Here is a 22421-nt window from a genome sequence, read left to right as displayed (position 1 = left end):
GGAGATTGAGGACCAAAAACCATTTAGGCGCCGTTATAAAATAATCTGTGGACTACTGATGGCACCTTTACGGCTCCTTATGCCGATTCGGCTCTTGGGAATGATCAGGTTATTTCCACACAGCGGTTTACCACGATTCACTATGAGGGTCATGACAATGTACAATAAATTTCTTGGAACCGGAGAGAAGGGGTATCATCCATTGCGCAAGATCCGGGTTTGCTTGTCGGGTCTGCGTTATGCTGTACATTATGATTTTAGTGTCGCCTACAAAGTGTACCTGTCGGTCATTACCCTTATCATTTGCTTTTTTTTACGGCAATGGGTTGATTTTCTCTTAATTATGGCTGCAACTGCCTTGGTGCTTATTGCCGAGATGTTCAATAGCGCCATTGAGGCCTTGTGCGATTTTATCGAAACGCATGAAAATCATAAGATCAAAGTAATTAAAGATATATCTGCCGCGGCGGCCGGAATCAGTATCCTTCTTTGGGCGGTCATCCTGTGTGGTGAGCTTATTCGCCTTTGGCAGGTCATTTGTGCATGATCGGGCAAGACTTTGCCGGACAAATAATTACGCAGCTTTTTGATAAGCCGCTTCATCGACAGCTGAACTCAAACAACCTATAGCTGAGTGATACCTCTGGAGATTGTAACAGACCTCAATGTATTCGAAAATATTGTTCTTTGCTTTGTCCCTGTGTTTTATAGCGTTCGGGATGAGTCAGTTCGGTCTTAATCGTTGGTGAAAACTTTCAGTTTGGACACACCTCCAAATGTTGACAATCTCGCAAAAAGTCCGGGGATGGCTAAGCAAAAAGTGCGATACACAAGGAGCGGGGTGTGTTTTGTGAGTGAGGCCATACATATGGTATGCCGAACGAGCAAAACCGCCACGCAATTCAGTTCAATCCCCGCTGGTGTTGGACGGGGACGCAGTAGATCAGACTTTTTGCGACGCCATCAAATGTTGGGCATCATTCATACCCGATGTTGTGTATTCACATTGCTGCTCTTTCCCATACTGAGCAAGAAACTGATTCAAGCTTAAACCCTGTTGAAACTGAATTCTATTCATCTTCATGACGATCTCCTTGGCTTTGTTAGCGGCCAGCTCATGTGCAATTAGCACACTTCGCAGACCGCTTTATTGACCGACGAAGCGGGTCAATATAAATCGTGCATCTGGGGCACCCGGTAAACGTTTACAGTCCGGTGAAATCCGCACGTTCAAAGCTTCTGGTGGACGATTACACAAACTGCGCTGTGGATGATTAGCGCTAATCAGGAAAATAATTGACTTAATGATAAAGCCTGTGATGTAATACTAGCAACCCTTATAGCTCCTAGTGCTCACTTTTTCCATTTGCCTTAACAACAAAAAAGGGAAAATTATATGTTTTCACGCCTGAGAATGAGTCAAAAAATAATCTGCGGTTTTCTGTTCGTGGTCTTAATGCTGAGCGCGGCCGTTGCCGCCCAAATTCAAGCGATGAAGGAACTAGCGAGCCTCCAGGACATAGGAATGCAAAAGTCTACCGATGTCCTCGAAGTTGGTCATGTCATGGAAACCCTGGACATGTCCTACGGCACAGTGGCCGATGCCATCATCAACCGGAAACTTGATACAAGTAAAGAGGAATTAGCCGAATTGGAACGCCAAGCAGCCACTGACGCAATGACCCTCCTCTCCCTGGTGGACACCGATGAAGAAAAAGGCTGGGCTAACGAGTATATCACCAACTTCAAAGCCTACATAGCCATATTCAGGGATGAAATACTCCCGACACTGGAGGCCAAAGCAAACGATGCTGTTCTTGATGAGGCCACCAGGATTTCTATTCGCGCCATGGCTGATCGAATCGTCGAAAAACGCTCCAATGCCGATGCCCCACTTGCCAGGATCATCCTCTCCCTGGAGAACGACGCCAAAGAAGCAGACGCACTCTTTGACACGGTCAAGACCAAAAACATCACCATGGCTACCATTATTACCTTCCTCTCAGCCGCAGTCGCGATGTTGATTGCCTATCTCCTGACGCGCAACATCACCAACCCTATCAATGAAAGCGTCAAAAAACTGGACAGCGCCGCAGGTCAGATCGCGGCAGCGGCAAACCAGATCTCCGACTCCAGTCAGAACTTGGCAGATGGCGCCTCCGAGCAGGCCTCAGCCCTCGAAGAAACATCCGCTTCCATGGAAGAACTGAACTCCATGATCAAACAAAACGCGGACAATGCGGCCCAAGCCGATATCATGATGAAGCAGTCACTGTCTACCATCGGAGAAACCAACACGGCAATGGATGCCATGGACCGCTCAATGGCAGATATCTCCTCGGCAAGTGAGCAGACCTACAAGATCATCAAAACCATTGACGAAATCGCTTTTCAAACCAACCTCCTGGCTTTAAACGCTGCAGTTGAAGCCGCTCGTGCCGGTGAGGCCGGGGCAGGATTCGCGGTCGTGGCCGACGAAGTCAGAAGCCTGGCCATGCGAGCTACCGATGCTGCGAAGAATACCGCCCAACTCATCGAACAAACAGTTCAAAAAGTAGCAGCTGGCAAAGAGATCGTTGGCACCGTAACGGTGGCGTTTAAAGAAGTCGCTATCAGCAGCACCAAGGTCGGAGGTCTGCTCTCAGAAATCAGCGATGCTTCCAAGGAACAATCCCAGGGACTTAGTCAGATCAATCTGGCTATCTCACAGATGGACTCGGTCACTCAGCAAAACGCCGCCTCATCCGAAGAATCTGCGGCAGCGGCCGAAGAGTTAAGCAGTCAAGCAGCAAGTATGATCGATACCGTCATAGATCTACGTTCCTTGATCGATGGTAAAGGAGCAAGCACCGCAAAACAATCGCCTGCGGCACAAAAATTACCCTCTACAAGACTTTCAACCATCCCTAGTTCGATCAAAAAAATACCGGCAAGACCGGCACTGACAGTACTCCCCCAACCCAAAAGCTCTCCTCAAAAACCGCCAGTCAAGCCCAAGGCCATCAATCCGAAATCCGTCATCCCCCTGGACAATGAAGATTCCTTCGAGGACTTCTGAGCAAATCCACTGTCAAGACTGGTCTATTAAGCGAAGGAAGTGGCCACAAGAGGCCACTTCCTTCGCTTAATGAACTTAACCACTTAAATTCAAGCTCATTCTATAATTGTTTCTATCAGTAAATCGTTTCACAAATATAGTTATATTTTCCAGTTCGGCCTGAGCCTGTAGAAGGCCAGATCTGAGTAGACCTTACATGAAAATGCCTCCTCTGCTTAAAATGCTTGACATCGGGACGTAATTTCTTATATTCCTCTGTTCTTTCGAATCGAATTATTGCCTCAGCCATGGAGAGGGTGAGTTGTCAGCCGCCTGGTTGGCCTTTGATGAGCGGTATCTGCCCCTAGTGTCTGGCCATGAAAATACTTTTTGATGAAATCCCTGAGACGGGACTGACTTTGGGGATCCACGACGCTTCATGGTTTCCAGAGGGTGATTGGTCAAGCGTTGGTCCGGTTCAGGCTGATCTGTTGATGACCCGTCGAAACCGACAGGTTGTTTTGGATGGTAGGTTGCAATTTGTTATCCGGGTTGAGTGTGATTGCTGTCTTGAGGCTTATGAAGACAGGTATGACGAATGTTTCCAAATTGAGTTTGAATATCTTCCATCCGATGATCCTTATTGGTCAGTGGATGCTGGAGAGCATGAATGTCCAGAAGAAGAGATGGATGTCGTATTTATACGGGAACCAGCTCTTAATGTTGAAAACATACTGGAGCAGCAGGTGCTATTGATGCTTCCCGTCAAGCGTGTCTGCTCAGACAACTGTCGTGGGCTTTGCTCCCATTGCGGTAAGAATTTGAATAAGGCCCCATGTACCTGTCGGGAAAATGAGTCTAATTCGCCATTTAAGGCCCTGGCCCAAATAAAAGGTAAATAATGTTGCCTCTCTCCTTTCTGGCAATTGACCTTAATAGTTATACTTTTTCATTAGAACATATTAACTCTCACCCCGATACGGGACTTTAACATAACGAGGTATCACCATGGCATTACCGAAAAGAAGACACTCCCATAGTCGCACCAGAACACGACGCGCCCATGATTTTTTGACCGCTCCCAATGTATCTGTCTGTCCTAACTGTAACGAACCGAAGCAGCCCCATCGCCTCTGTGGCGGATGTGGTGTTTATCACGGACGGACAGTAGTGAAATTTGAGGAAGTGACTGCTGAGTAATTAGTTCAATCATGACGCGATACCGTGCGGCCCTAAACCGGGTTGATACCCTGGGCGCTGCCGTGATGCATGCCTGGATAGTGATAATGGCAATGAACAGGGATTCTTGCGCCGGAGAGATTCTGTGCGTATAGCCTTAGACGCCATGGGTGGTGATCATGGCTCTGATCAGCTGATTGCAGGTGCTTTAGAGGCCGTTTGCGTTTATGGTCATCAGGTCGTGCTGGTCGGGGATCAGCAGACGTTGCAGCAGTTGCTGGATCAGCAGATCAAGCAGCATTTGATCCAATGTTCCGGTCAAGGTGCGTGCGCTCGTGACAGAAACGAACATCTGGCGAAAATTTCCATCGTTCACACCACTCAGGTTGTGGGCATGGAAGAGTCGCCTATGGATGGTATCCGCAAGAAAAAAGATTCTTCAATCCGGGTCGCTTTTCAACTTCTTCGTCAGCATCAGGTTGAAGCTGTGGTCAGCGCCGGAAATTCCGGCGCCACCTTGGCTGCGGCAGTTAAAGAAGTTGGCCGTTTGCCCGGCATCTCCCGTCCCGGTATCGCCGGTATTTTCCCGACTTTAAAGCAACCGTTGGTCATGATGGATGTTGGCGCCAATGTCGATTGTCGCCCCCAGCATCTTTTTCAATTTGCGATTATGGCCACCGCCTTCTCCAAAGCACTGTTTGGCATTGAGCACCCTAAGGTAGCTTTGCTTAGCATCGGCGAAGAGGGGGGCAAAGGCAATGCCTTGGTTAAAAGCACTCATGAAATCTTACGGCAGAGTACGCTGAATTATATCGGCAACGTCGAAGGGCGCGATGTCTTTCGCGGCGATGTTGATGTGATGGTTTGCGATGGCTTTGTCGGTAATATTTGTCTGAAGTTGAGTGAAGGGCTGGCAGAGGCCTTGGTCTCCATGCTCAGAGAAGAGCTGAAGAGGAGTCTGAAATCCAAAGTCGGTTACCTGTTGACCAGAAAAGCATACGCCAATATCAAAAAGCGAACTGACTACGCCGAATACGGCGGCGGTCCACTGCTCGGTTTTAACGGCACCGGGATCATCTGTCATGGGCGGTCTAACGCGATGGCGATAAAAAATGCCATCAGGGTGGCTGGAGAATTAGTCAACAATAAGATGAACGAGCGGATTATAGAGATGCTTGGAGCCTCAGAGGCCCTTGTTGTTGATCAGGAAGGGGAGTGAGCGCTGTGCCGCAGACCATGAATTCTTTTGTCCTTGGAACTGGCTCCTGCTTGCCGAAGAGGGTTTTGGCCAATGCCGAGTTAGAGAGCATGGTCGATACCTCGGACGAGTGGATCTCATCACGTACCGGCATTAAAACCCGGAGGATCGCGGGACCGGGGGAGGAGACATCAAAGCTTGCTGCAGGAGCGGCCCGCCAAGCCCTGTCCATGGCGGGACTGACCCCGGCTGATATCGATATTATCTTGCTCGGCACCATCACCAGTGACATGAGCATGCCGTCGTGTGCCTGTCTGGTACAAAAAGAATTGGGTGCCGTCAATGCCTTTGCCTATGATCTTAATGCCGCCTGTTCCGGCTTTCTCTATGCGCTTGACATGGCAGATGCCTATCTGACGCGTGATCCTTCTTTGAAGATAATGGTGATTGGCGCAGAAACTCTGTCTACTCGTGTCAATTGGCAGGATCGCAATACCTGTGTCTTGTTTGGTGATGGCGCCGGAGCCTGTCTGGTGACCGGGGGCAGCCCTGGAGGAGTGCTGGCTAGTAAGATGTTTTCGGATGGCCGACTGTATGATCTGTTGAGTATGGACTCAGCCAAGGGCATGAATCCAGATCTCGGTAATTTTCACAATCAGGAATCGTTTATTACGATGACCGGGCGTGATGTCTTCCGTTATGCGGTCAGGGCCATGGCCGGGGCCGTTGATCATGTTCTTACTATGGCGGGTTTGACTGCCGATGATATTACCCTGATCATCCCCCATCAGGCCAATATTCGTATCGTTAATAGCCTGATTGAACGGCTTGGAGTCGCGCCAGAAAAAATCTATGTTAATATAGACAAATATGGTAATACATCGGCAGCCAGTATCCCTATTGCCTTGGATGAAGCCAATCGGGAGGGCAGGTTTGGTCAGGGCGATCTCCTGCTGTTTTGTGCTTTTGGTGGCGGATTTACTTGGGGCGCTTCTATCATTCGGTGGTAGGGGCGTGCCAATACATGGCATTATGAAACTAACAAAAGAGAGATAGGCCGTAGTCAGAATATCCCGCGAGGCTAGCTCATTATATATGGAAGTAGATGATAACGAAAATGTAAGTTTTTGATCAGGGGAGTAAAATGGATTATTTTTTAACTGAAGAACAGCAGTTGATCGTTGATGTGGCACGGCAGATCACGGATGAGAAAATCATCCCCATCAGGGCTGAATTGGATGAAAAAGAGGAATTTCCAACAGAGATTATTCAGGCGATTGCCCAGGCTGATCTCGCGGGCCTTTATATAGAAGAGGAGTATGGCGGCTATGGTGGCGGCAGTTATGATATCGTGCTGGCACTTGAACAGTTTGCCCGTGGGTGTGTTGGTATTGCCACCAGTTTTGCTGCTAATGCCCTGGGCGCGTATCCCATTATTCTTTCAGGCTCTGCTGAGCTTAAAAGCAAGTATCTGCCGTCACTTGCCAGCGGTGAGAAGATGGCGGCTTTTGCCTTGACCGAGCCTAATGCCGGAAGTGACGCTTCCGGGATCCAGACCACCGCTGTTCTTGATGGTGATCATTGGGTGTTGAATGGCACCAAGCAATGGATTACCAATGCCGGTGAAGCAAATATTTATTCTGTGATCGCGATCACGGATCGGAGCAAAGGTCCGAGAGGGGCATCCATGTTTGTCGTGGAGGATACTGACCCCGGTTTTTCATACGGCCAGAAGGAGAAGAAACTTGGTATCCGCGCTTCGTCGACCCGTGAATTGATCTTTAAGGATTGCCGCATTCCTATAGATCGAATGATTGGCAGGCCTGGCTCCGGTTTTATTACAGTCATGAAGACCTTGGATAAGTCCCGTCCTGGCATCGCCATCTTAGGAGTTGGCCTGGCTCAGGCAGCCTTGGATGAGGCTGTCACTTACGCCAAGCAGCGCGTTCAGTTCGGTAAGCCGATCATCGCATTTCAAGCAGTGCAGCATCTGCTCGCTGATATGGCGATCCAGACCGAGGCTGCCCGGGCTTTGGTCTATCAGGCAGCCAAGCATATCGACGCTCACCCAGGAGATATGTCCAAGGCATCATCGATGTGCAAGGTTTTTGCCACCGACGTAGCCATGAAGGTTACCGTTGATGCGGTCCAGGTCCTCGCTGGTTATGGGTATATGAGAGAATATCCGGTTGAGAAAATGATGCGTGATGCCAAGATTCTGCAAATTTATGAGGGGACTAATCAAATCCAGCGCAATGTCGTTGGTCAGGCCCTGAATAAGGAATATACTTCATGAAGATTGTTTGTTGCCTGAAGCAAGTCCCGGACGCCAAGAATGTCCGACTTGATCCCAAAACCAATACCTTGAGTCGGGAAGGGGTGCAGAGTATCATGAATCCCTATGACCGTCACGCCTTGGAAGAAGGGGTGCGGTTAAAGGAACAGTACGGCGGTACCGTAGTGGCTCTCTCCATGGGTCCCCCTCAGGCCGAAGAGATGTTGCGTGAAGCTGTGGCGTGCGGCGCGGATGAGGCTGTATTGGTTTCTGATCGAGCCTTTGCCGGTTCTGACACCTGGGCAACTACGTATACCTTGGCCCAAGCCATTAAGACCATAGGCGGCTGTGATCTGGTATTGTGTGGCAAGCAAGCCATTGATGGCGATACCGCTCAGGTTGGCCCTGGTTTGGCCCATCGACTCGGATGGCCCTATGCGTCTTATGCTCGCAAGGTTCATGGTGTGAAAGATGGTGTCTTGCTTTTGCAGCGGATGATGGATGACGGTTATGATGAGTTGAAAATCACCCTGCCAGCCCTGTTGACCGTCGTTAAGGAGATTAACGAGCCCCGAATTCCATCTCTTAAAGGGAAAATGCGGGCCAAGAAGGTAGAAATCCTTCGTCTCGATGCTGCGGGAATTCAAGCTGATCCGGCCTGTTTAGGCTTGGCGGGATCGCCGACCAAGGTATTCAAGGTCTTTGCTCCTGAGTTACGTGGAGATCGGACTATGCTGGAGGGGCCGATTCATGAACAGGTGAGCCAGTTGGCTACCATCCTTCAGTCGTTAGGGTCCGTTACCAAATAACTATCAGTTCTCTTATGGTCTGATGCAGTTGGGCGGTTATACATCTCTAACTATTTCTTGTGCGGCCCCTTGTGCCGTTTCCAGTATTGTGATGCTACAATTATTTATAACAGCTTAGTGTGATCATGCTTACGATTGATACGGAAAAATGTATAGGCTGCGGGGTATGTGAGGATCAGTGTTCCTTCGGTGCGATTGTTGTGGTTGCTGGGATCGCTGAAGTGAATGATAAGTGTACTTTGTGCGGAAATTGCGTGGACAACTGCGAGCCTGGCGCCCTTTTTATCGAGAAGGCAGATCAGGCATCCGGAGTTGATCTGACAGCCTATTCCGGAGTCTGGGTATATGCCGAATATCGTCATGGCGCTCTCGCCCCTGTGGCATTGGAACTCCTTGGCATTGGCCGGCAGATAGCCGACCAGAAGGGGGTCACCTTATCTGCGGTGTTGCTTGGGGAAGGCTTGGCCGGCCAGGCTGAGACCTTGATCGCTCACGGCGCTGACACCGTGTATGTGGCCGACGCCCCGGAACTCGCCCCTTTTACCGATGATGCCTACGCCAATGTTCTGGAAGATCTGATTGCTCAGCATAAGCCTGAGATCGTTCTGGCGGGGGCAACTGCCATTGGCCGTTCTTTTATCCCTAAGGTGGCGACTGCCCTGGGCGCAGGCCTTACCGCGGACTGTACCGATCTTGCTGTTGATGAAGAAGGACATCTCCTTCAGACCAGACCAGCCTTTGGCGGTAATATTATGGCGACAATCGTCTGTCCTGATACCCGTCCTCAAATGGCTACTGTTCGGCCTTTGGTAATGAAGGCGCTGCCGAAAGTCACCACTCGGATTGGTCAGATCGTTGTCCTTGATCCCAAAGATTTGCGGCTCCATTCGCGGGTTGAGGTTCTCAGCTCGATCCTGGAAGATGAGGACAAGATTAATCTGAGCGAAGCCAATATCGTTGTTGCTGGTGGTCGAGGTGTTGGTGATGCCAAGGGTTTTGCCTTGATCCAGGAGCTTGCTGATATTCTGGGCGGCGCTGTGGCGGCATCAAGGGCTGCTGTTGATGCCGGATGGATCAACTATCCCCATCAGGTCGGACAGACCGGCAAGACCGTTGCACCTAAGGTTTATATTTGCTGCGGAATTTCAGGGGCGATTCAGCATCTGGTGGGGATGAGTTCATCGGATACTATCATCGCTATTAATAAGGATCCGAATGCACCGATCTTTGACATTGCAACGTATGGCATTGTTGGTGATTTGTTTGAGGTGCTCCCTAAATTGATTGATAATTTGCGGTCGAAGAAGTTGTAATCATGGTGAGTTGGGGTTGTCCTGGTGGCCGGATTCATTGTCAGGATTGAATTGCTCAGTTCTTTTGATTATTATAGATTGCCCAAGGTAACGGAACCAAGATTGAAACCGAGAGGATGAAGGATGAGTATGGAACTAAGTGGAAGAGTGGCCGTAGTAACTGGCGGAGGCCGAGGTATCGGTCAGGCCGTAAGTCTACGGTTGGGAGCCCTTGGAGCCAAGGTAATTGTTAATTACGTGAATCGTGCTGAGCCTGCCTTGGAAACCGTAGCCATGATCAAGGCTACGGGGGGTGACGCCAAGGCGCTCAAATTCGACGTCGCAGACGGCATTGCAACCCAAGAAGCCCTTCAGTCTGTAGTCGCAGACGAAGGACGGCTTGATATTTTGGTTAATAATGCCGGGATCACACGGGATGGCTTGTTGGTCAAAATGAAAGACGAGGCCTGGGATGCTGTGCTGGATACCAACCTCAAAGGTGCATTTAACTGCATCCGCGCAGTGTCCAGAGTGATGATGAAGCAGCGGGGGGGGCGGATTATTAACATCTCCTCGGTGATCGGTTTTGCCGGGAACCCAGGACAGGTCAATTATGCCTCGGCCAAGGCCGGGCTTATCGGTTTGACCAAGTCTGTGGCTAGAGAGTTGGCATCTCGGGCAATTACTGTTAATGCTGTAGCTCCGGGCTATATTGAAACCGAAATGACCAGTGGTCTGTCGGAAGAAGTGACCGCCAGGTTGATGTCCGAGATTCCCTTGGCTCGTTTGGGTAATCCTGCTGATGTCGCTGCTGCGGTTGCCTATCTTGCCAGTGATGATGCTTCGTACGTAACCGGCCAGACGATTCATGTCAATGGTGGGATGTATATGTGATATGGCATAGGGGAAGCCCACGGCTGATGTTGCCCCTGTGTGCAAACAAACCATAATTTTACAGAAACTTAATAACAAAGGAGAAAAGCCATGTCTGTGCAGGATAAATTGATCGATATCATCGCCGAACAACTCAGTGTTGACAAAGAGAAGGTAGTTCCGGCTGCCTCGTTCGTAGATGACCTTGGTGCGGATTCCTTGGACTTGGTCGAGTTGATCATGGCAATGGAAGAGGCATTCGAGGTGGAGATTGCAGATGAGGTAGCTGAAAAGATTATTACCGTTCAGGACGCAATCACTCACATTCAGTCGGTTAAGGGCTAGGAGACAGCCTTGGTGAAGAGAAGAGTCGTTATCACAGGCCTTGGATTAGTGACTCCTGTCGGGATCGGGGTCGAGAAGAGCTGGAGTAACCTCTGCGCCGGAAAGAGCGGGGTCGGTTTGATCAGTCGTTTCGACACGGCTGAATCAGATGTCAAGATCGCTGCAGAGGTCCGTGGTTTTCAGGTTGAAGACTACATCGAGAAGAAGGCGGCTAAGCATATGGATCTTTTTGTCCAGTATGCAGTTGCCGCTGCTAAAATGGCGCTAGATGATGCAGGCCTTGAGGTCACAACTGACAATGCGACCCGGATTGGATCAATTACCGGGTGCGGACTGGGTGGATTGCCCACCATTGAAAAATATCATCAGATCATGTTGGAGCGGGGGGCAAAAAAGATTACCCCATTTTTTATCCCCATGGTCATTCCTAACATGGGTGCAGGGCAGATTTCAATTATTTTTAAGTTGAAAGGTCCCAACCTGTCTGTGACTACGGCCTGCGCCGCAGGAACTCACGCCGTTGGCGAGGCGTACCACTCCATCGTTCGGGGAGACTGTGATGCCGTGGTTACTGGCGGTAGTGAGTCAGTGATCTGTCCAATGGCTGTCGGTGGATTTAATGCCATGAAAGCTTTGTCTACCCGTAATGACGAGCCAGAAAAGGCTTCCCGTCCGTTTGACAGTGATCGAGATGGTTTCGTCATTGGTGAGGGTGCAGGCATTATGGTAATTGAGTCTCTTGATCATGCCAAGGCTCGTGACGCCAAAATCTATGCTGAAATAACCGGTTACGGTCTCTCTGGGGATGGCTATCACATTGCAGCCCCGCCGGAGGATGGCGAGGGGGCAGTTCGCTGTATGCGCATGGCTCTTGAGAGTTCAGGTCTTACCCCTGAAGATATTGATTATGTTAATGCTCATGGGACCTCGACTCCACTGAATGACCAAGGGGAGACCAAGGCTTTGAAGACTGTATTTGGAGATCATGCTTATAAGCTGGCTGTCAGTTCCACTAAGTCTATGACCGGCCATCTGTTAGGTGGTGCAGGTGGGATAGAGGCAGTGTTTACTGCGCTTGCCGTCTATCATCAGATAGCACCACCGACCATAAATTTAGATAATCCAAGTCCGGAATGTGATCTTGATTACGTTCCCAAGACCAGCCGTCCGATGTCGATTCGGGCCGCTATTTCTAACTCGTTTGGGTTTGGCGGCACCAATGCGGTGCTGGTGGTAAAAAGGTATGAGGATTGAACTATGAGGGTGGCAGTTGGTAGCGATCATGGTGGCATCAAGTTAAAGAAAAAGGTGGTCAGACTCTTAGAGCATGATCGGCATCAGGTCCTGGATATGGGCTGTTACTCTGATGATTCAGTTGATTACCCGGTCTTTGCTCGATCGGTATGTTCCGCTATCTTGAATGGCGAAGCTGAGTTAGGCATTTTGATTTGTGGTACTGGGATAGGAATGTCTATGGCGGCCAACCGATTTAAAGGGATTCGCGCCGCCCTTTGCCACGAACAGTTTACCGCTCGAATGAGTCGTGAACATAATGATGCCAATGTCCTGTGTGTCGGCGCCCGAGTTGTTGGTTCGGGACTGGCCCTGGAGATGGTTCGCACGTGGCTGAATACCGATTTTGGGGGTGGCCGTCATCTCCGTCGGATTGAAATGTTCTAGGTGTACGAGGCGTTTTGTTATTTGCTCCTGTGAGCACTTCTTAGAGTAGGGATATCGAGGCAGAAGGGGAAACTATCCCCTCCGCTGAGTCTTTTTTCTCAATCGTTAAACTTCAACCTGTGTTAGGAATCCCCGTGTCTTTTCTCAAGAATTCTGATCCGGAAATTCACAGCGCCATTCAAGATGAACTGGCGCGTCAGCGCTACCAACTGGAACTGATCGCTTCCGAGAATATCGTTAGCCGAGCAGTGCTGGAAGCGCAGGGCTCGATATTTACCAATAAATATGCTGAAGGCTATCCGGGTAAACGCTATTACGGCGGGTGCCAGTACGCTGATCAGATAGAGACGCTGGCTCGTGATCGGGCCTTGGCAATTTTCAAGGCTGAATATGCCAACGTCCAGCCTCATTCAGGTAGCCAGGCCAATATGGCGGTCTATTTTTCGGTCCTTAAGCCTGGTGATAAGGTGTTGGGGATGGATCTCGCTCATGGTGGTCATCTGACCCATGGCAGTGCGGTTAACTTTTCCGGCCAGCTCTTTGATTTTGTTTCGTACGGTTTGAATCGGGAGACCGAGATGATCGATATGGACGAGGTCGAGACCATTGCGCGTCGTGAGCGGCCGAAAATGATTGTAGCCGGAGCCAGTGCCTACCCCAGGGTGATCGATTTCAAGTCCTTCCGAGAGATTGCAGACATGGTGGGGGCGCTTTTTATGGTTGATATGGCCCATATCGCTGGTCTTGTGGCAGCAGGAGTGCATCCTTCTCCTGTGCCCTACGCTGACTTTGTCACCACGACCACTCATAAAACCATGCGGGGTCCTCGCGGAGGTTTGATCCTGTCCCGGGAGGCCTTTGGCAAGCAACTGAACAGTAAAATTTTCCCTGGTATCCAGGGTGGTCCCTTGGTTCATGTGATTGCCGCTAAAGCGGTAGCCTTTAAAGAGGCAATGACACCGGAGTTTAAAGAGTACCAATCTCAAATCGTCAAAAATGCTCGCAGTTTGGCTGCTCGACTGATTACAGATGGCTTTCGACTAGTTTCCGGTGGTACTGACAATCATCTTATGTTGGTGGATTTGAGTAGTAAGTCCATTACCGGGAAGGATGCTGAAGAGGCTCTTGAGGCTGCAGGCCTTACCGTTAATAAAAATGCCATCCCCTTTGATACTCAGAGTCGTTTTGTCACCGGCGGGATTAGAATCGGCACGGCGGCAGTTACGACTCGGGGGTTGAAGGAGCCCGAGATGGAGCAGATCGCAGACTGGATCAAAATGGCTGTTGCCAATGCCGAAAAGCCCGATGTCCTTTCCCAAATTCGTCAGCAAGTCCGTACTATCTGCGAGCGTTTCCCGCTCTATCCCGATCTTGATGTCTGATCTGATCATGGCAGATCACGTTATGACAGTCCGTCCATCATGGGATGAGTATTTTATGGCCATTACCCATATGGTAGCGCAACGATCAACGTGCATCAGGCGTCGGGTCGGGGCAATCTTGGTCCGTGATAAACGAATTATTGCCACCGGCTATAACGGAGCCCCAACCAACATTAAGCATTGTCTTGATGTCGGTTGTCTTCGGGAACAGAAAGGGATTCCTTCCGGTGAGCGTCATGAGTTGTGCCGCGGGCTCCATGCTGAGCAGAACGCGATCATCCAAGCGGCAGTGCATGGATTTAGCGTTGGTGGTGCGACTTTGTATTGTACCAACCTTCCTTGCTCGATCTGCACCAAGATGTTGATCAACATCCAGTTGGAGAAGGTGTGCTACCAGGAAGGGTACCCGGATGAACTCACCTCCCTTTTACTGTCGGAAGCGCAAATCCCCTTGATTCAGATGGTGTGATCGTCACTGATCATAGAAACAAGGTTTCCTGCTCTTAGACTCTGCCCTTTACCCCAGGAGGATAGTTTTATGAAATGTCCGTATTGTGGTCACCTCGATAATCGGGTAGTGGATTCCAGGCTGAACAAAGAATTTACCATTACCCGGAGACGGCGGTTGTGTGAGTCCTGTGAGCGAAGATTCACCACCTATGAGCGGCTGGAAGTTACTATGCCAATGCTGGTTAAGAAAGATGGCCGGCGAGAGAACTGGGATCGTCTTAAGGTTGTGGAAGGGATGAAGAAGGCCTGTGAGAAGCGTCCTGTGTCCATGGGCCAGATTGAAGAGTTTGTCGATGAGATCGAACGTGAGTTTCAGGATATGGGGGAGCGGGAAATTCCGATCGCAGTCGTTGGAGAAAAGATCATGGATGGGTTGCGCCGGATTGATGACGTGGCTTATGTCCGTTTTGCGTCCGTTTACCGGCAGTTTAAAGATCTTAACGAGTTTATGGACGAGCTGAAGGGGATGTTGGGCGGCAACGGCACGTCAAATGCCCATGGCGATGGTAAATAGCGACCAGGACCGTCGCTTTATGCGACTGGCGCTGCGGCAAGCGGTTCGGGCGCAGGGCAGAACATCGCCGAATCCTCTTGTCGGCGCTGTGATTGTTAAAGATGGGGCGGTCGTTGCAACGGGGTACCATAGAAAAGCTGGAACGCCTCACGCAGAGATTAATGCTATTGCCAAGGCCTTGCCTGAGCTGATCACCGGGGCGACTCTTTATGTAACTCTGGAGCCATGTAGTCACTATGGACGTACCCCGCCGTGTTGTGAAGCAGTCTTTCAATGCGGTATTTCTCGGGTGGTGGTAGGAATGACAGACCCGAATCCTTTGGTAGCAGGACAGGGAATTCGCTATCTTCAGGATCGAGGCATTGAGGTGGTGAGTGGTGTTCTGAACGAGGATTGTCAGAGGGTCAATCGTCATTTCTGCCACTGGATCACCTCAGGGAAGCCGTGGGTGATCATGAAGGCCGGTCTTTCGCTGGACGGAAGAATTGCCGCCCGTAGCGGTCACTCCGGTTGGATTACTAACGAGATGTCGCGCCGATATGTTCATCAACTTCGTGATAGAGTCGACGCTATCCTGGTGGGTATTGGTACGGCGCTTGCCGATAATCCGTCGTTGACTACGAGGTTGCCTGGGCGAAATCACCGTGATCCGTTGCGTGTTGTTCTTGATAGGGATCTTCGTCTTGTTCCCGAGGCCCGAATGCTTGCTCAGCAATCAACTGCTCAAACTTTGGTTTGTTGTGGCCCTAAAGCTGACCCTGACCGTGCGGCTGCGCTGGAGGCTGCGGGCGCTGTTGTTCTGCCGATTGGACTTGGTGGTGACGGCTTGCTTAACTTGCATGAGGTTCTTTTCTACCTTGGTAGGAGGCAGATCACCAGTGTGCTGGTTGAGGGCGGCAGCCGGGTTCATTGCTCTTTCTGGTCACAGGGACTGGTTAATCAGGTGAACTTGTTTTACGGGCCGCTTATTTTAGGTGCGGACGGGACCCCATTGATCTCTGCCTTGGGACTTGACCGTGTTGATCAGGCCCCGCGCCTTACCTCCATCCATCACCGGCGATTTGGTGATGATCTGATGATAGAAGGACTTGTTGGCTGATCTTGATTCAGCTTAGATAATTTTACGGATCAATTTGTTATAACCCAATGTTTACAGGCATCATTCAAGGAAAAGGATCAATTTTTGAGACTCGTCCATCAGGGGGCGGCTTGGTGGTTGGCTTGGAGACCGATTTCGACCTCACCGATCCTCAGGAGGGAGAGAGCATTGCGGTTAATGGGGTCTGTCTGACGGCCAAGGGCATCCGCGATCGACGGTTTTATGCCGATGTCTCGCCAGAGAGTCTGACTAAGACAAACTTGGGCCGACTCAAAGTTGGCAGCGCTGTTAATCTGGAGCGGGCCTTAAGAATCAGTGATCGCTTGGGCGGTCACTTGGTCAGCGGTCACGTGGATGGAGTCAGTGAGTTGTTGAGTCGTGAGCGGATCGGGGATTTTACGGTGTTCACCTTTACCGTGCCTGCTGGGCATGGCCGCTATATTATTCACAAGGGGTCGATCACTATTGACGGAATCAGTTTGACAGTGAATCACGTTGATGACCGGAGTTTTTCGGTGTCGATTATTCCTCACACCATGGTTATTACCACCTTGGGCCAGCTTGTCCCTGGAGGGTCGGTTAATATCGAAGTCGATATCATTGGAAAATATGTCGAGAAACTGCTTACCCATGATCAGCAAGGGAAGGCATCTAAGATCAACATGGCCTTTCTGGCCGAGCACGGATTTTTACGATAGAGACACCCTCTAGCGTGCTTTATTCATGAAAGAAGAAGGATTTTCAGGAAACCGATAATGACAGTTAATACCATTGAAGAAGCATTAGAAGATATTCGCGCAGGAAAGATGATCATCCTTGTGGATGATGAGGATCGTGAAAACGAAGGTGATTTATGCATGGCCGCCTCCATGATTACGGCTGAGGCCGTCAATTTTATGGCCACTCACGGTCGGGGTCTGATTTGTTTGACTTTGAATCCTGAACAGATTGATCGACTCAAGCTGCCGATGATGGTCCAGGATAACCAATCTCCCTTTTCCACCGCATTTACCATAAGTATTGAGGCCCGTACCGGGGTGACCACCGGAATTTCCGCAGCGGATCGGGCGCGAACAATTCTTGTGGCAGCCGATCCTGAGGTTCAGCCCGGTGATGTCGTCAGTCCAGGGCATATTTTCCCTTTGCGTGCCCGCAGAGGTGGGGTTCTTGTCCGGACTGGACAGACTGAAGGTTCGGTAGATTTGTCACGGCTGGCTGGGTTGGCACCGTCCGGCGTGATCTGTGAGATCATGAAGGATGATGGCACCATGGCCAGAATGCCCGATCTCAAAGTCTTCGCTAAGACTCATGATTTAAAGATAGCTACTGTCGCAGACCTTGTCGCTTATCGGCTGAAAATGGATACCCTGGTGCATCGCGCGGCCGAGGCCGATTTGCCTACTTTTTTCGGTGGTGATTTTAGAGCCATTGTCTACACCAACGATGTGGATAATTTTGAGCATGTGGCTCTGGTTAAGGGTGATATCTCCTCTGATAAAGAGATTCTTGTCCGGGTTCACTCCGAATGCCTGACCGGGGATGTCTTCGGTTCAATGCGCTGCGATTGCGGGAGCCAGCTCCATGCTGCCATGCGGATGGTGGCGAAGGAAGGGTGCGGTGTCGTTCTTTATATGCATCAGGAGGGGCGTGGTATCGGTCTGGTTAACAAGATCAAGGCATATAACCTTCAGGATCAGGGGATGGATACTGTGGAAGCCAATCAACATCTGGGATTCAAGGCTGACCTCAGGGACTACGGAATCGGCGCCCAGATATTACGTGAGCTTGGTGTACGTAAAATGCGGTTGATTACCAATAACCCCAAAAAGATTATTGGGCTGGAAGGGTACGGTATCCAGGTTACTGACCGGGTGCCTGTTCAGATTGAAGCCCATGCTGATAATATCAATTACCTTAAGACCAAGAAGGAAAAGATGGGTCATATGCTGGACGTGTGAGGGAACAGTCCGGCTTAATTTGCTGATTGGACTGCGGCCTGTTCGCCAAGGACGGTTAGGGAATTGTAACTTCGCCAGTATAAATTTATTTAGCTTAACCCCTATATTATTAAAGAGGATCAACAGTGAAGATCATGGAAGGCGGCCTTCAGGCCAAAGGCAGAAAGTTTGGTATTATTGTAGCACGATTCAATTCATTTATCGGTGATCGACTTTTGGAAGGGGCTGTTGATACCCTGCTTCGTTCAGGCGCAACAGAAGATGATATCGAAGTAGCCAAGGTGCCGGGCGCGTATGAGATTCCCTTTGCAGCGCTGAAGATGGCTCAGAGTAAGTGTTATGACGCCATTATCTGCCTCGGCGCTGTTATTCGAGGGGCGACCCCTCATTTTGATTATGTAGCCGGAGAGGTGGCTAAGGGAGTGGCGCAAGTCAGCCTGGAACATGGTTTGCCAGTGATTTTTGGCGTTCTGACCACGGATTCGGTTGAGCAGGCCATTGAACGCGCCGGCACTAAGGCTGGAAATAAAGGTTCAGACTGTGCTGTGGCTGCGATCGAGATGGTTAATCTGGTTGATGTGCTGCCCTCGTCCAAAAATAGCGGGAATCGGACAAAATAATGGGCAATCGCCGTAAATCAAGGGAGTTGGCGCTTCAGGCACTCTATCAGGCCGAAGTTTGCGTTGAGACTCCTTTTGAGCACTTCACCCTTCTTTGTGATAATTTTGAGGCTGACAAAAAGGCTATTTCTTATGCCCATGCCTTGATCGAGGGCGTTGGCGTTCATGGAGCAGAAATAGATGCCCTCATTGCCAAGCATGCCAAAAATTGGCGGGTGGGCCGGATGTCGATCATCGACCGTAACCTGATCAGAATTGGAGTTTTTGAGGTTTTGTTTCGGGATGATGTGCCGGCTACTGTGGCTATCAACGAGGCCATAGAGATCGCTAAACGATACAGTACTGATGATGCTCCGTCATTTATCAATGGTATTTTAGACGCAATTAGTAATGGCCAAAGCCAGTAACGTCCCCGACTCGATTTCCGGCCCTAGTCTTGGTCAGGAGATCATAGCAATCGCCGGGCTTTGTTTCGCTCTTTTTTTGTTGATCAGCCTGGTGAGTTTTTCCGGCTCTTCTACCACCAACTGGGGAGGGTGGCTGGGGAATTTTTGCGCCAATCTTTTGACCTGGACCTTTGGGTTAAGCGCTTTTTGGCTCGTCTTCTTTTTCTTTTATTTCCCATTTCAGATTTTCTTCCAGAAGAAAAATATTGATCGTCTCCCTGCAATCTTAGCCGGTGGAACACTATTTTTGCTCTCTGCCAGCACCTTGCTCGCGGTGTGCCCAGTGCAGGAGATTTCATTTTTTTTCGGTTCGTATCCCGTTGCGGGAACGATCGGATCTTCGTTGTTTGCTACGATCAGCCCTTTCCTTGGACGTCCCGGATTTGTGGTTGTCTGTCTCTTTTTGTGTCTTATCTCTTTGATGATAACTGTTCAGTTCTCTCCTTATCGGCTGATGTCAGTGGTGTCCGAGTGGGTGGTTGCGAGCTATCAGCGTCGTAAAAACGGCTATTTTAACGATAAGGTTGCTGCGGTGAGTGAGAGTACGGAGAGAGAGCCGAAGCGTCGAGATCTTCAAAATGCTGATCGCGCCGGGGTGGTTCCGAAGGTCAATGAGCCGGTTCGTATTGCGACCGATCTTGATACCGATTTTAAGCCATTGCCTGTGGCTGAGGGTGATTTTGCCCTACCACCGGTGACTCTCCTAGACAAGCCGGACGAATCCCTTACCCCTGAGGTTGATCGGGAGCATTACCTGGCGGTGAGTAAGAAGCTGGAATCTAAGCTGGAAGACTTTGGGGTTGAGGGCCACGTCGTCGGGATTTCGCCGGGTCCGGTTATCACCACGTACGAGTATTCACCTGCGCCAGGGGTCAAGATCAGTCGAATTGTGTCGCTGGAGAATGATTTGGCCATGGTCCTGAAGACCGAAAGCGTTCGGATTGCCGGGTCGATTCCAGGTAAGGCCGCCCTCGGAATCGAGATCCCAAATCCCATTCGGCAGATGGTTTATATTCGCGAGATCTTAGGGAACGAGAAGTTTTTGAAGGGTGTAAGGCCGTTGACTTTGGGGCTCGGCAAGGACGTGGTTGGTCGTCCGGTGTATGCCAATTTGATCGATATGCCTCATCTGCTGATCGCCGGGGCCACTGGCGCCGGTAAGTCGGTGGGTATCAATACCATTATTTGCAGTATCCTTTTAAATTCTACACCCGACGAGGTTCGTTTGCTGATGGTCGATCCAAAGCGGATCGAGCTGTCGGCCTATGAGGCTATTCCTCATCTGCTCCATCCGGTGGTCGTTGATCCGAAGATGGCCAGTCGTGCTCTTCAGTGGGCGGTCCTGGAGATGGAACGCCGTTACAGCCTGATGGAGGAGCTGAAGGTCAAGAGCTTGGCTACCTATAATGAGGCAGCAGATGAAAAATTGCCGCTCATCGTCATTATTATTGATGAGTTGGCAGATTTGATGATGGTTGCTTCCAAGGATGTGGAGGGATCGGTGGCCCGCTTGGCTCAAATGGCCAGAGCGGCGGGTATGCACTTAATCCTTGCAACACAAAGACCCTCAGTGGATGTTCTTACCGGCCTTATTAAAGCTAATTTCCCAACCCGGATGTCTTTTAAGGTTTCCTCCAAAATTGATTCCCGGACTATTCTTGATGCCTCTGGCGCAGAACACCTGCTGGGAAAGGGGGACATGCTGTTTATGGCCCCGGGGACCAATCGGATGCAGCGTATTCACGGCGCTTATATCTCTGAGAAGGAAATTGGTCGAATTGTTGATTTTCTCAAGGCTCAACGCCCGGTGAACTACGATGAGTCAGTGATGCGAATTGCTGAAGAGTCGAATGGAGAGGGAGGGAGCGACGAGGTTGCTCAGGACTATGACGAGAAGTATGACGAGGCGGTGGAGTTTGTTTGTGAGTCTGGGCAAGCGTCGATTTCCATGGTTCAGCGGCGATTGCGGGTTGGCTATAATCGAGCTGCTCGAATGATCGAAATCATGGAGAGAGAGGGGATTGTCGGCCCTTCGGATGGGGCTAAACCACGAGAAGTATTGACACGTCGAACGTACTGATTATTTAAAAGGGTATTCAATCGCTTCTTGGCGTAACAAGAGTTGAGCGACGCCCAGAACTAAATCAGTCCGGGCGATCTCGGCTCAGGGGTAAGATTTACTTCTGTTCTTCTGTTGGCGCTGCTTTGACCTTTTTTCTGGGCCGTGAGTTCCCGTTTGATTTCTTGAATATTTTACCGCGCTTGCTGCGTCCGTCACCTTTGCCCATTGTATTCCTCCGGTTGTTCTAGTCTGTTATGATATTGTGGATTGTGTTTTTTTCACTGCGGGGCTCATTGATAAGAAAAACTCTACGCTATCTTAGAATAAGGATAGATATATAACCAGATGAACAGTCTGTTGCGCAACTCTTTTCTGTTTTTTTCTTGGTTCGTCCCTGTCCTTTTCTTTCTTGGAGGGTGTGCTGCACATCATTCTGCTAAACCTCCGGTCTTGTCCCATTCTCAATCAGGGCAGGTATTTCAGCAGCGATTGCCATTCATGGGGTACACGATACAGGTTGGGGCGTTTGCTGATCCTAAAAATGCCTTTCGCCTCGCGACGCGTCTCTCTTTCTTAGGCCTTCCCGCGTATTATTTCCGTGGTGAGGGCAATTTGTATCGGGTGCGGTTCGGCAATTACCAAAGTTATAACTTGGCTTATGACAGTGCTTCCCGATTGAAAAAAGAAATGATTATTGAGGTATTCATCGTGGTGCGACCGGAGTCGTACCCTGCCGTGCTATATCAGGATACACCCGATCGACTTCGGGAGCATGGGGTTGCTATTGCCCGGCAGTTTGTCGGGGTGCCCTACAGGTGGGGTGATTCTTCGCCGGTGTTAGGTTTCGATTGTAGCGGACTGGCAATGATGGTCTACCAGCTAATTGGATTGGATATGCCCCGTGTCTCCCGTGATCAATTTCGTAGTGGGAGGAGTGTCAGTCAGGGGCAGTTGCGGCCAGGGGATCTGGTATTTTTTCGTACCGACTCAAGTGGCCAGGCGTCTCATGTTGGGGTCTATCTGGGCAGCGATCAATTTATCCATGCGCCCAGCAGTGGAAAGACCGTAATACAGTCCAAACTCTCCGCCGCTTATTTCCAGAAGCGATTTCTTGGCGGGCGGTCCTATCTTTAGTTTCAGAC

At 50.1% G+C, this 22421-nt stretch carries 24 protein-coding genes; 23 read left to right on the top strand and 1 reads right to left on the bottom strand.

The genetic code is table 11. From position 1 onward, the window contains the following. Positions 1–157: 157 nt before the first annotated feature. From FP815_08605 to FP815_08500, 22 genes are all read left to right on the top strand, one after another. Positions 158–547 carry a diacylglycerol kinase gene (locus tag FP815_08605; GenBank protein ID MBA3015000.1) on the top strand — a complete coding sequence of 130 codons (390 nt, stop codon included), beginning with the start codon at positions 158–160 and terminating at the stop codon, positions 545–547. 849 nt (positions 548–1396) lie between these two features. Next, positions 1397–3058, top strand: coding sequence for a chemotaxis protein (locus FP815_08600; protein MBA3014999.1), 1662 nt, complete (start codon positions 1397–1399; stop codon positions 3056–3058). A gap of 356 nt (positions 3059–3414) precedes the next feature. Then, positions 3415–3939 (top strand): DUF177 domain-containing protein, encoded by a 525-nt coding sequence (locus tag FP815_08595; GenBank protein MBA3014998.1) that lies wholly within the window; start codon positions 3415–3417, stop codon positions 3937–3939. 106 nt (positions 3940–4045) lie between these two features. Beyond that, a complete protein-coding gene (locus tag FP815_08590) occupies positions 4046–4237 on the top strand; it encodes a 50S ribosomal protein L32 (protein MBA3014997.1) in 192 nt (63 codons plus the stop codon). A 124-nt stretch (positions 4238–4361) separates the two neighbouring features. Continuing rightward, entirely contained in the window at positions 4362–5435 is a 1074-nt protein-coding gene (gene plsX, locus FP815_08585; GenBank protein ID MBA3014996.1) for a phosphate acyltransferase PlsX, read from the top strand. Between the two features lie 17 nt (positions 5436–5452). Continuing rightward, complete coding sequence (locus tag FP815_08580; protein MBA3014995.1) at positions 5453–6424, top strand: ketoacyl-ACP synthase III; 972 nt, start codon at positions 5453–5455, stop codon at positions 6422–6424. A gap of 134 nt (positions 6425–6558) precedes the next feature. Further along, positions 6559–7710, top strand: a complete 1152-nt coding sequence (locus FP815_08575) for an acyl-CoA dehydrogenase (protein MBA3014994.1) — start codon at positions 6559–6561, stop codon at positions 7708–7710. After that, complete coding sequence (locus tag FP815_08570) at positions 7707–8498, top strand: electron transfer flavoprotein subunit beta/FixA family protein (protein ID MBA3014993.1); 792 nt, start codon at positions 7707–7709, stop codon at positions 8496–8498. Before FP815_08575 ends, FP815_08570 begins: the two co-directional genes overlap by 4 nt. Before the next feature lie 125 nt (positions 8499–8623). Continuing rightward, on the top strand, positions 8624–9811 hold the full coding sequence (locus FP815_08565) for an electron transfer flavoprotein subunit alpha (GenBank protein MBA3014992.1): 1188 nt from the start codon (positions 8624–8626) through the stop codon (positions 9809–9811). Positions 9812–9940: 129 nt separating this feature from the next. Further along, a complete protein-coding gene (gene fabG / locus FP815_08560; protein ID MBA3014991.1) occupies positions 9941–10684 on the top strand; it encodes a 3-oxoacyl-[acyl-carrier-protein] reductase in 744 nt (247 codons plus the stop codon). A gap of 90 nt (positions 10685–10774) precedes the next feature. Beyond that, positions 10775–11008 carry an acyl carrier protein gene (gene acpP / locus FP815_08555; protein ID MBA3014990.1) on the top strand — a complete coding sequence of 78 codons (234 nt, stop codon included), beginning with the start codon at positions 10775–10777 and terminating at the stop codon, positions 11006–11008. A 9-nt stretch (positions 11009–11017) separates the two neighbouring features. Beyond that, the gene (gene fabF, locus FP815_08550) at positions 11018–12262 is read left to right on the top strand and encodes a beta-ketoacyl-ACP synthase II (GenBank protein ID MBA3014989.1); all 1245 of its coding nucleotides are present in this window, start codon (positions 11018–11020) and stop codon (positions 12260–12262) included. 3 nt (positions 12263–12265) lie between these two features. Beyond that, the gene (gene rpiB / locus FP815_08545; protein ID MBA3014988.1) at positions 12266–12688 is read left to right on the top strand and encodes a ribose 5-phosphate isomerase B; all 423 of its coding nucleotides are present in this window, start codon (positions 12266–12268) and stop codon (positions 12686–12688) included. A gap of 134 nt (positions 12689–12822) precedes the next feature. After that, positions 12823–14070, top strand: a complete 1248-nt coding sequence (locus FP815_08540) for a serine hydroxymethyltransferase (GenBank protein MBA3014987.1) — start codon at positions 12823–12825, stop codon at positions 14068–14070. 22 nt (positions 14071–14092) lie between these two features. Then, the gene (locus FP815_08535; protein MBA3014986.1) at positions 14093–14539 is read left to right on the top strand and encodes a cytidine deaminase; all 447 of its coding nucleotides are present in this window, start codon (positions 14093–14095) and stop codon (positions 14537–14539) included. Positions 14540–14608: 69 nt separating this feature from the next. Further along, complete coding sequence (gene nrdR, locus FP815_08530; GenBank protein MBA3014985.1) at positions 14609–15094, top strand: transcriptional repressor NrdR; 486 nt, start codon at positions 14609–14611, stop codon at positions 15092–15094. 19 nt (positions 15095–15113) lie between these two features. After that, positions 15114–16193: a bifunctional diaminohydroxyphosphoribosylaminopyrimidine deaminase/5-amino-6-(5-phosphoribosylamino)uracil reductase RibD gene (gene ribD / locus FP815_08525; GenBank protein MBA3014984.1), complete on the top strand. Its 1080-nt coding sequence runs from the start codon at positions 15114–15116 to the stop codon at positions 16191–16193. Positions 16194–16240: 47 nt separating this feature from the next. Beyond that, the gene (locus tag FP815_08520) at positions 16241–16891 is read left to right on the top strand and encodes a riboflavin synthase (GenBank protein ID MBA3014983.1); all 651 of its coding nucleotides are present in this window, start codon (positions 16241–16243) and stop codon (positions 16889–16891) included. A 57-nt stretch (positions 16892–16948) separates the two neighbouring features. Continuing rightward, on the top strand, positions 16949–18151 hold the full coding sequence (locus FP815_08515) for a bifunctional 3,4-dihydroxy-2-butanone-4-phosphate synthase/GTP cyclohydrolase II (GenBank protein MBA3014982.1): 1203 nt from the start codon (positions 16949–16951) through the stop codon (positions 18149–18151). A 134-nt stretch (positions 18152–18285) separates the two neighbouring features. After that, a complete protein-coding gene (locus tag FP815_08510) occupies positions 18286–18771 on the top strand; it encodes a 6,7-dimethyl-8-ribityllumazine synthase (GenBank protein ID MBA3014981.1) in 486 nt (161 codons plus the stop codon). Then, positions 18771–19178 (top strand): transcription antitermination factor NusB, encoded by a 408-nt coding sequence (gene nusB, locus FP815_08505; protein ID MBA3014980.1) that lies wholly within the window; start codon positions 18771–18773, stop codon positions 19176–19178. The genes FP815_08510 and nusB overlap by 1 nt, the downstream gene beginning before the upstream one ends. Continuing rightward, a complete protein-coding gene (locus FP815_08500) occupies positions 19162–21297 on the top strand; it encodes a cell division protein FtsK (GenBank protein MBA3014979.1) in 2136 nt (711 codons plus the stop codon). The genes nusB and FP815_08500 overlap by 17 nt, the downstream gene beginning before the upstream one ends. Before the next feature lie 97 nt (positions 21298–21394). Here FP815_08500 and FP815_08495 read toward each other — a convergent pair whose 3' ends face one another. After that, positions 21395–21505 carry a 30S ribosomal protein THX gene (locus FP815_08495; protein ID MBA3014978.1) on the bottom strand — a complete coding sequence of 37 codons (111 nt, stop codon included), beginning with the start codon at positions 21503–21505 and terminating at the stop codon, positions 21395–21397. Positions 21506–21624: 119 nt separating this feature from the next. Here FP815_08495 and FP815_08490 point away from each other — a divergent pair, with 119 nt between their 5' ends. After that, a complete protein-coding gene (locus FP815_08490; GenBank protein ID MBA3014977.1) occupies positions 21625–22413 on the top strand; it encodes a hydrolase in 789 nt (262 codons plus the stop codon). Positions 22414–22421 lie beyond the last annotated feature (8 nt).

It is taken from the genome of Desulfobulbaceae bacterium (assembly GCA_013792005.1).
GTDB lineage: Bacteria > Desulfobacterota > Desulfobulbia > Desulfobulbales > VMSU01 > VMSU01.
Note: the sequence above shows the minus strand (reverse complement) of the source record. Positions and strands in the feature narration are given on the sequence as shown.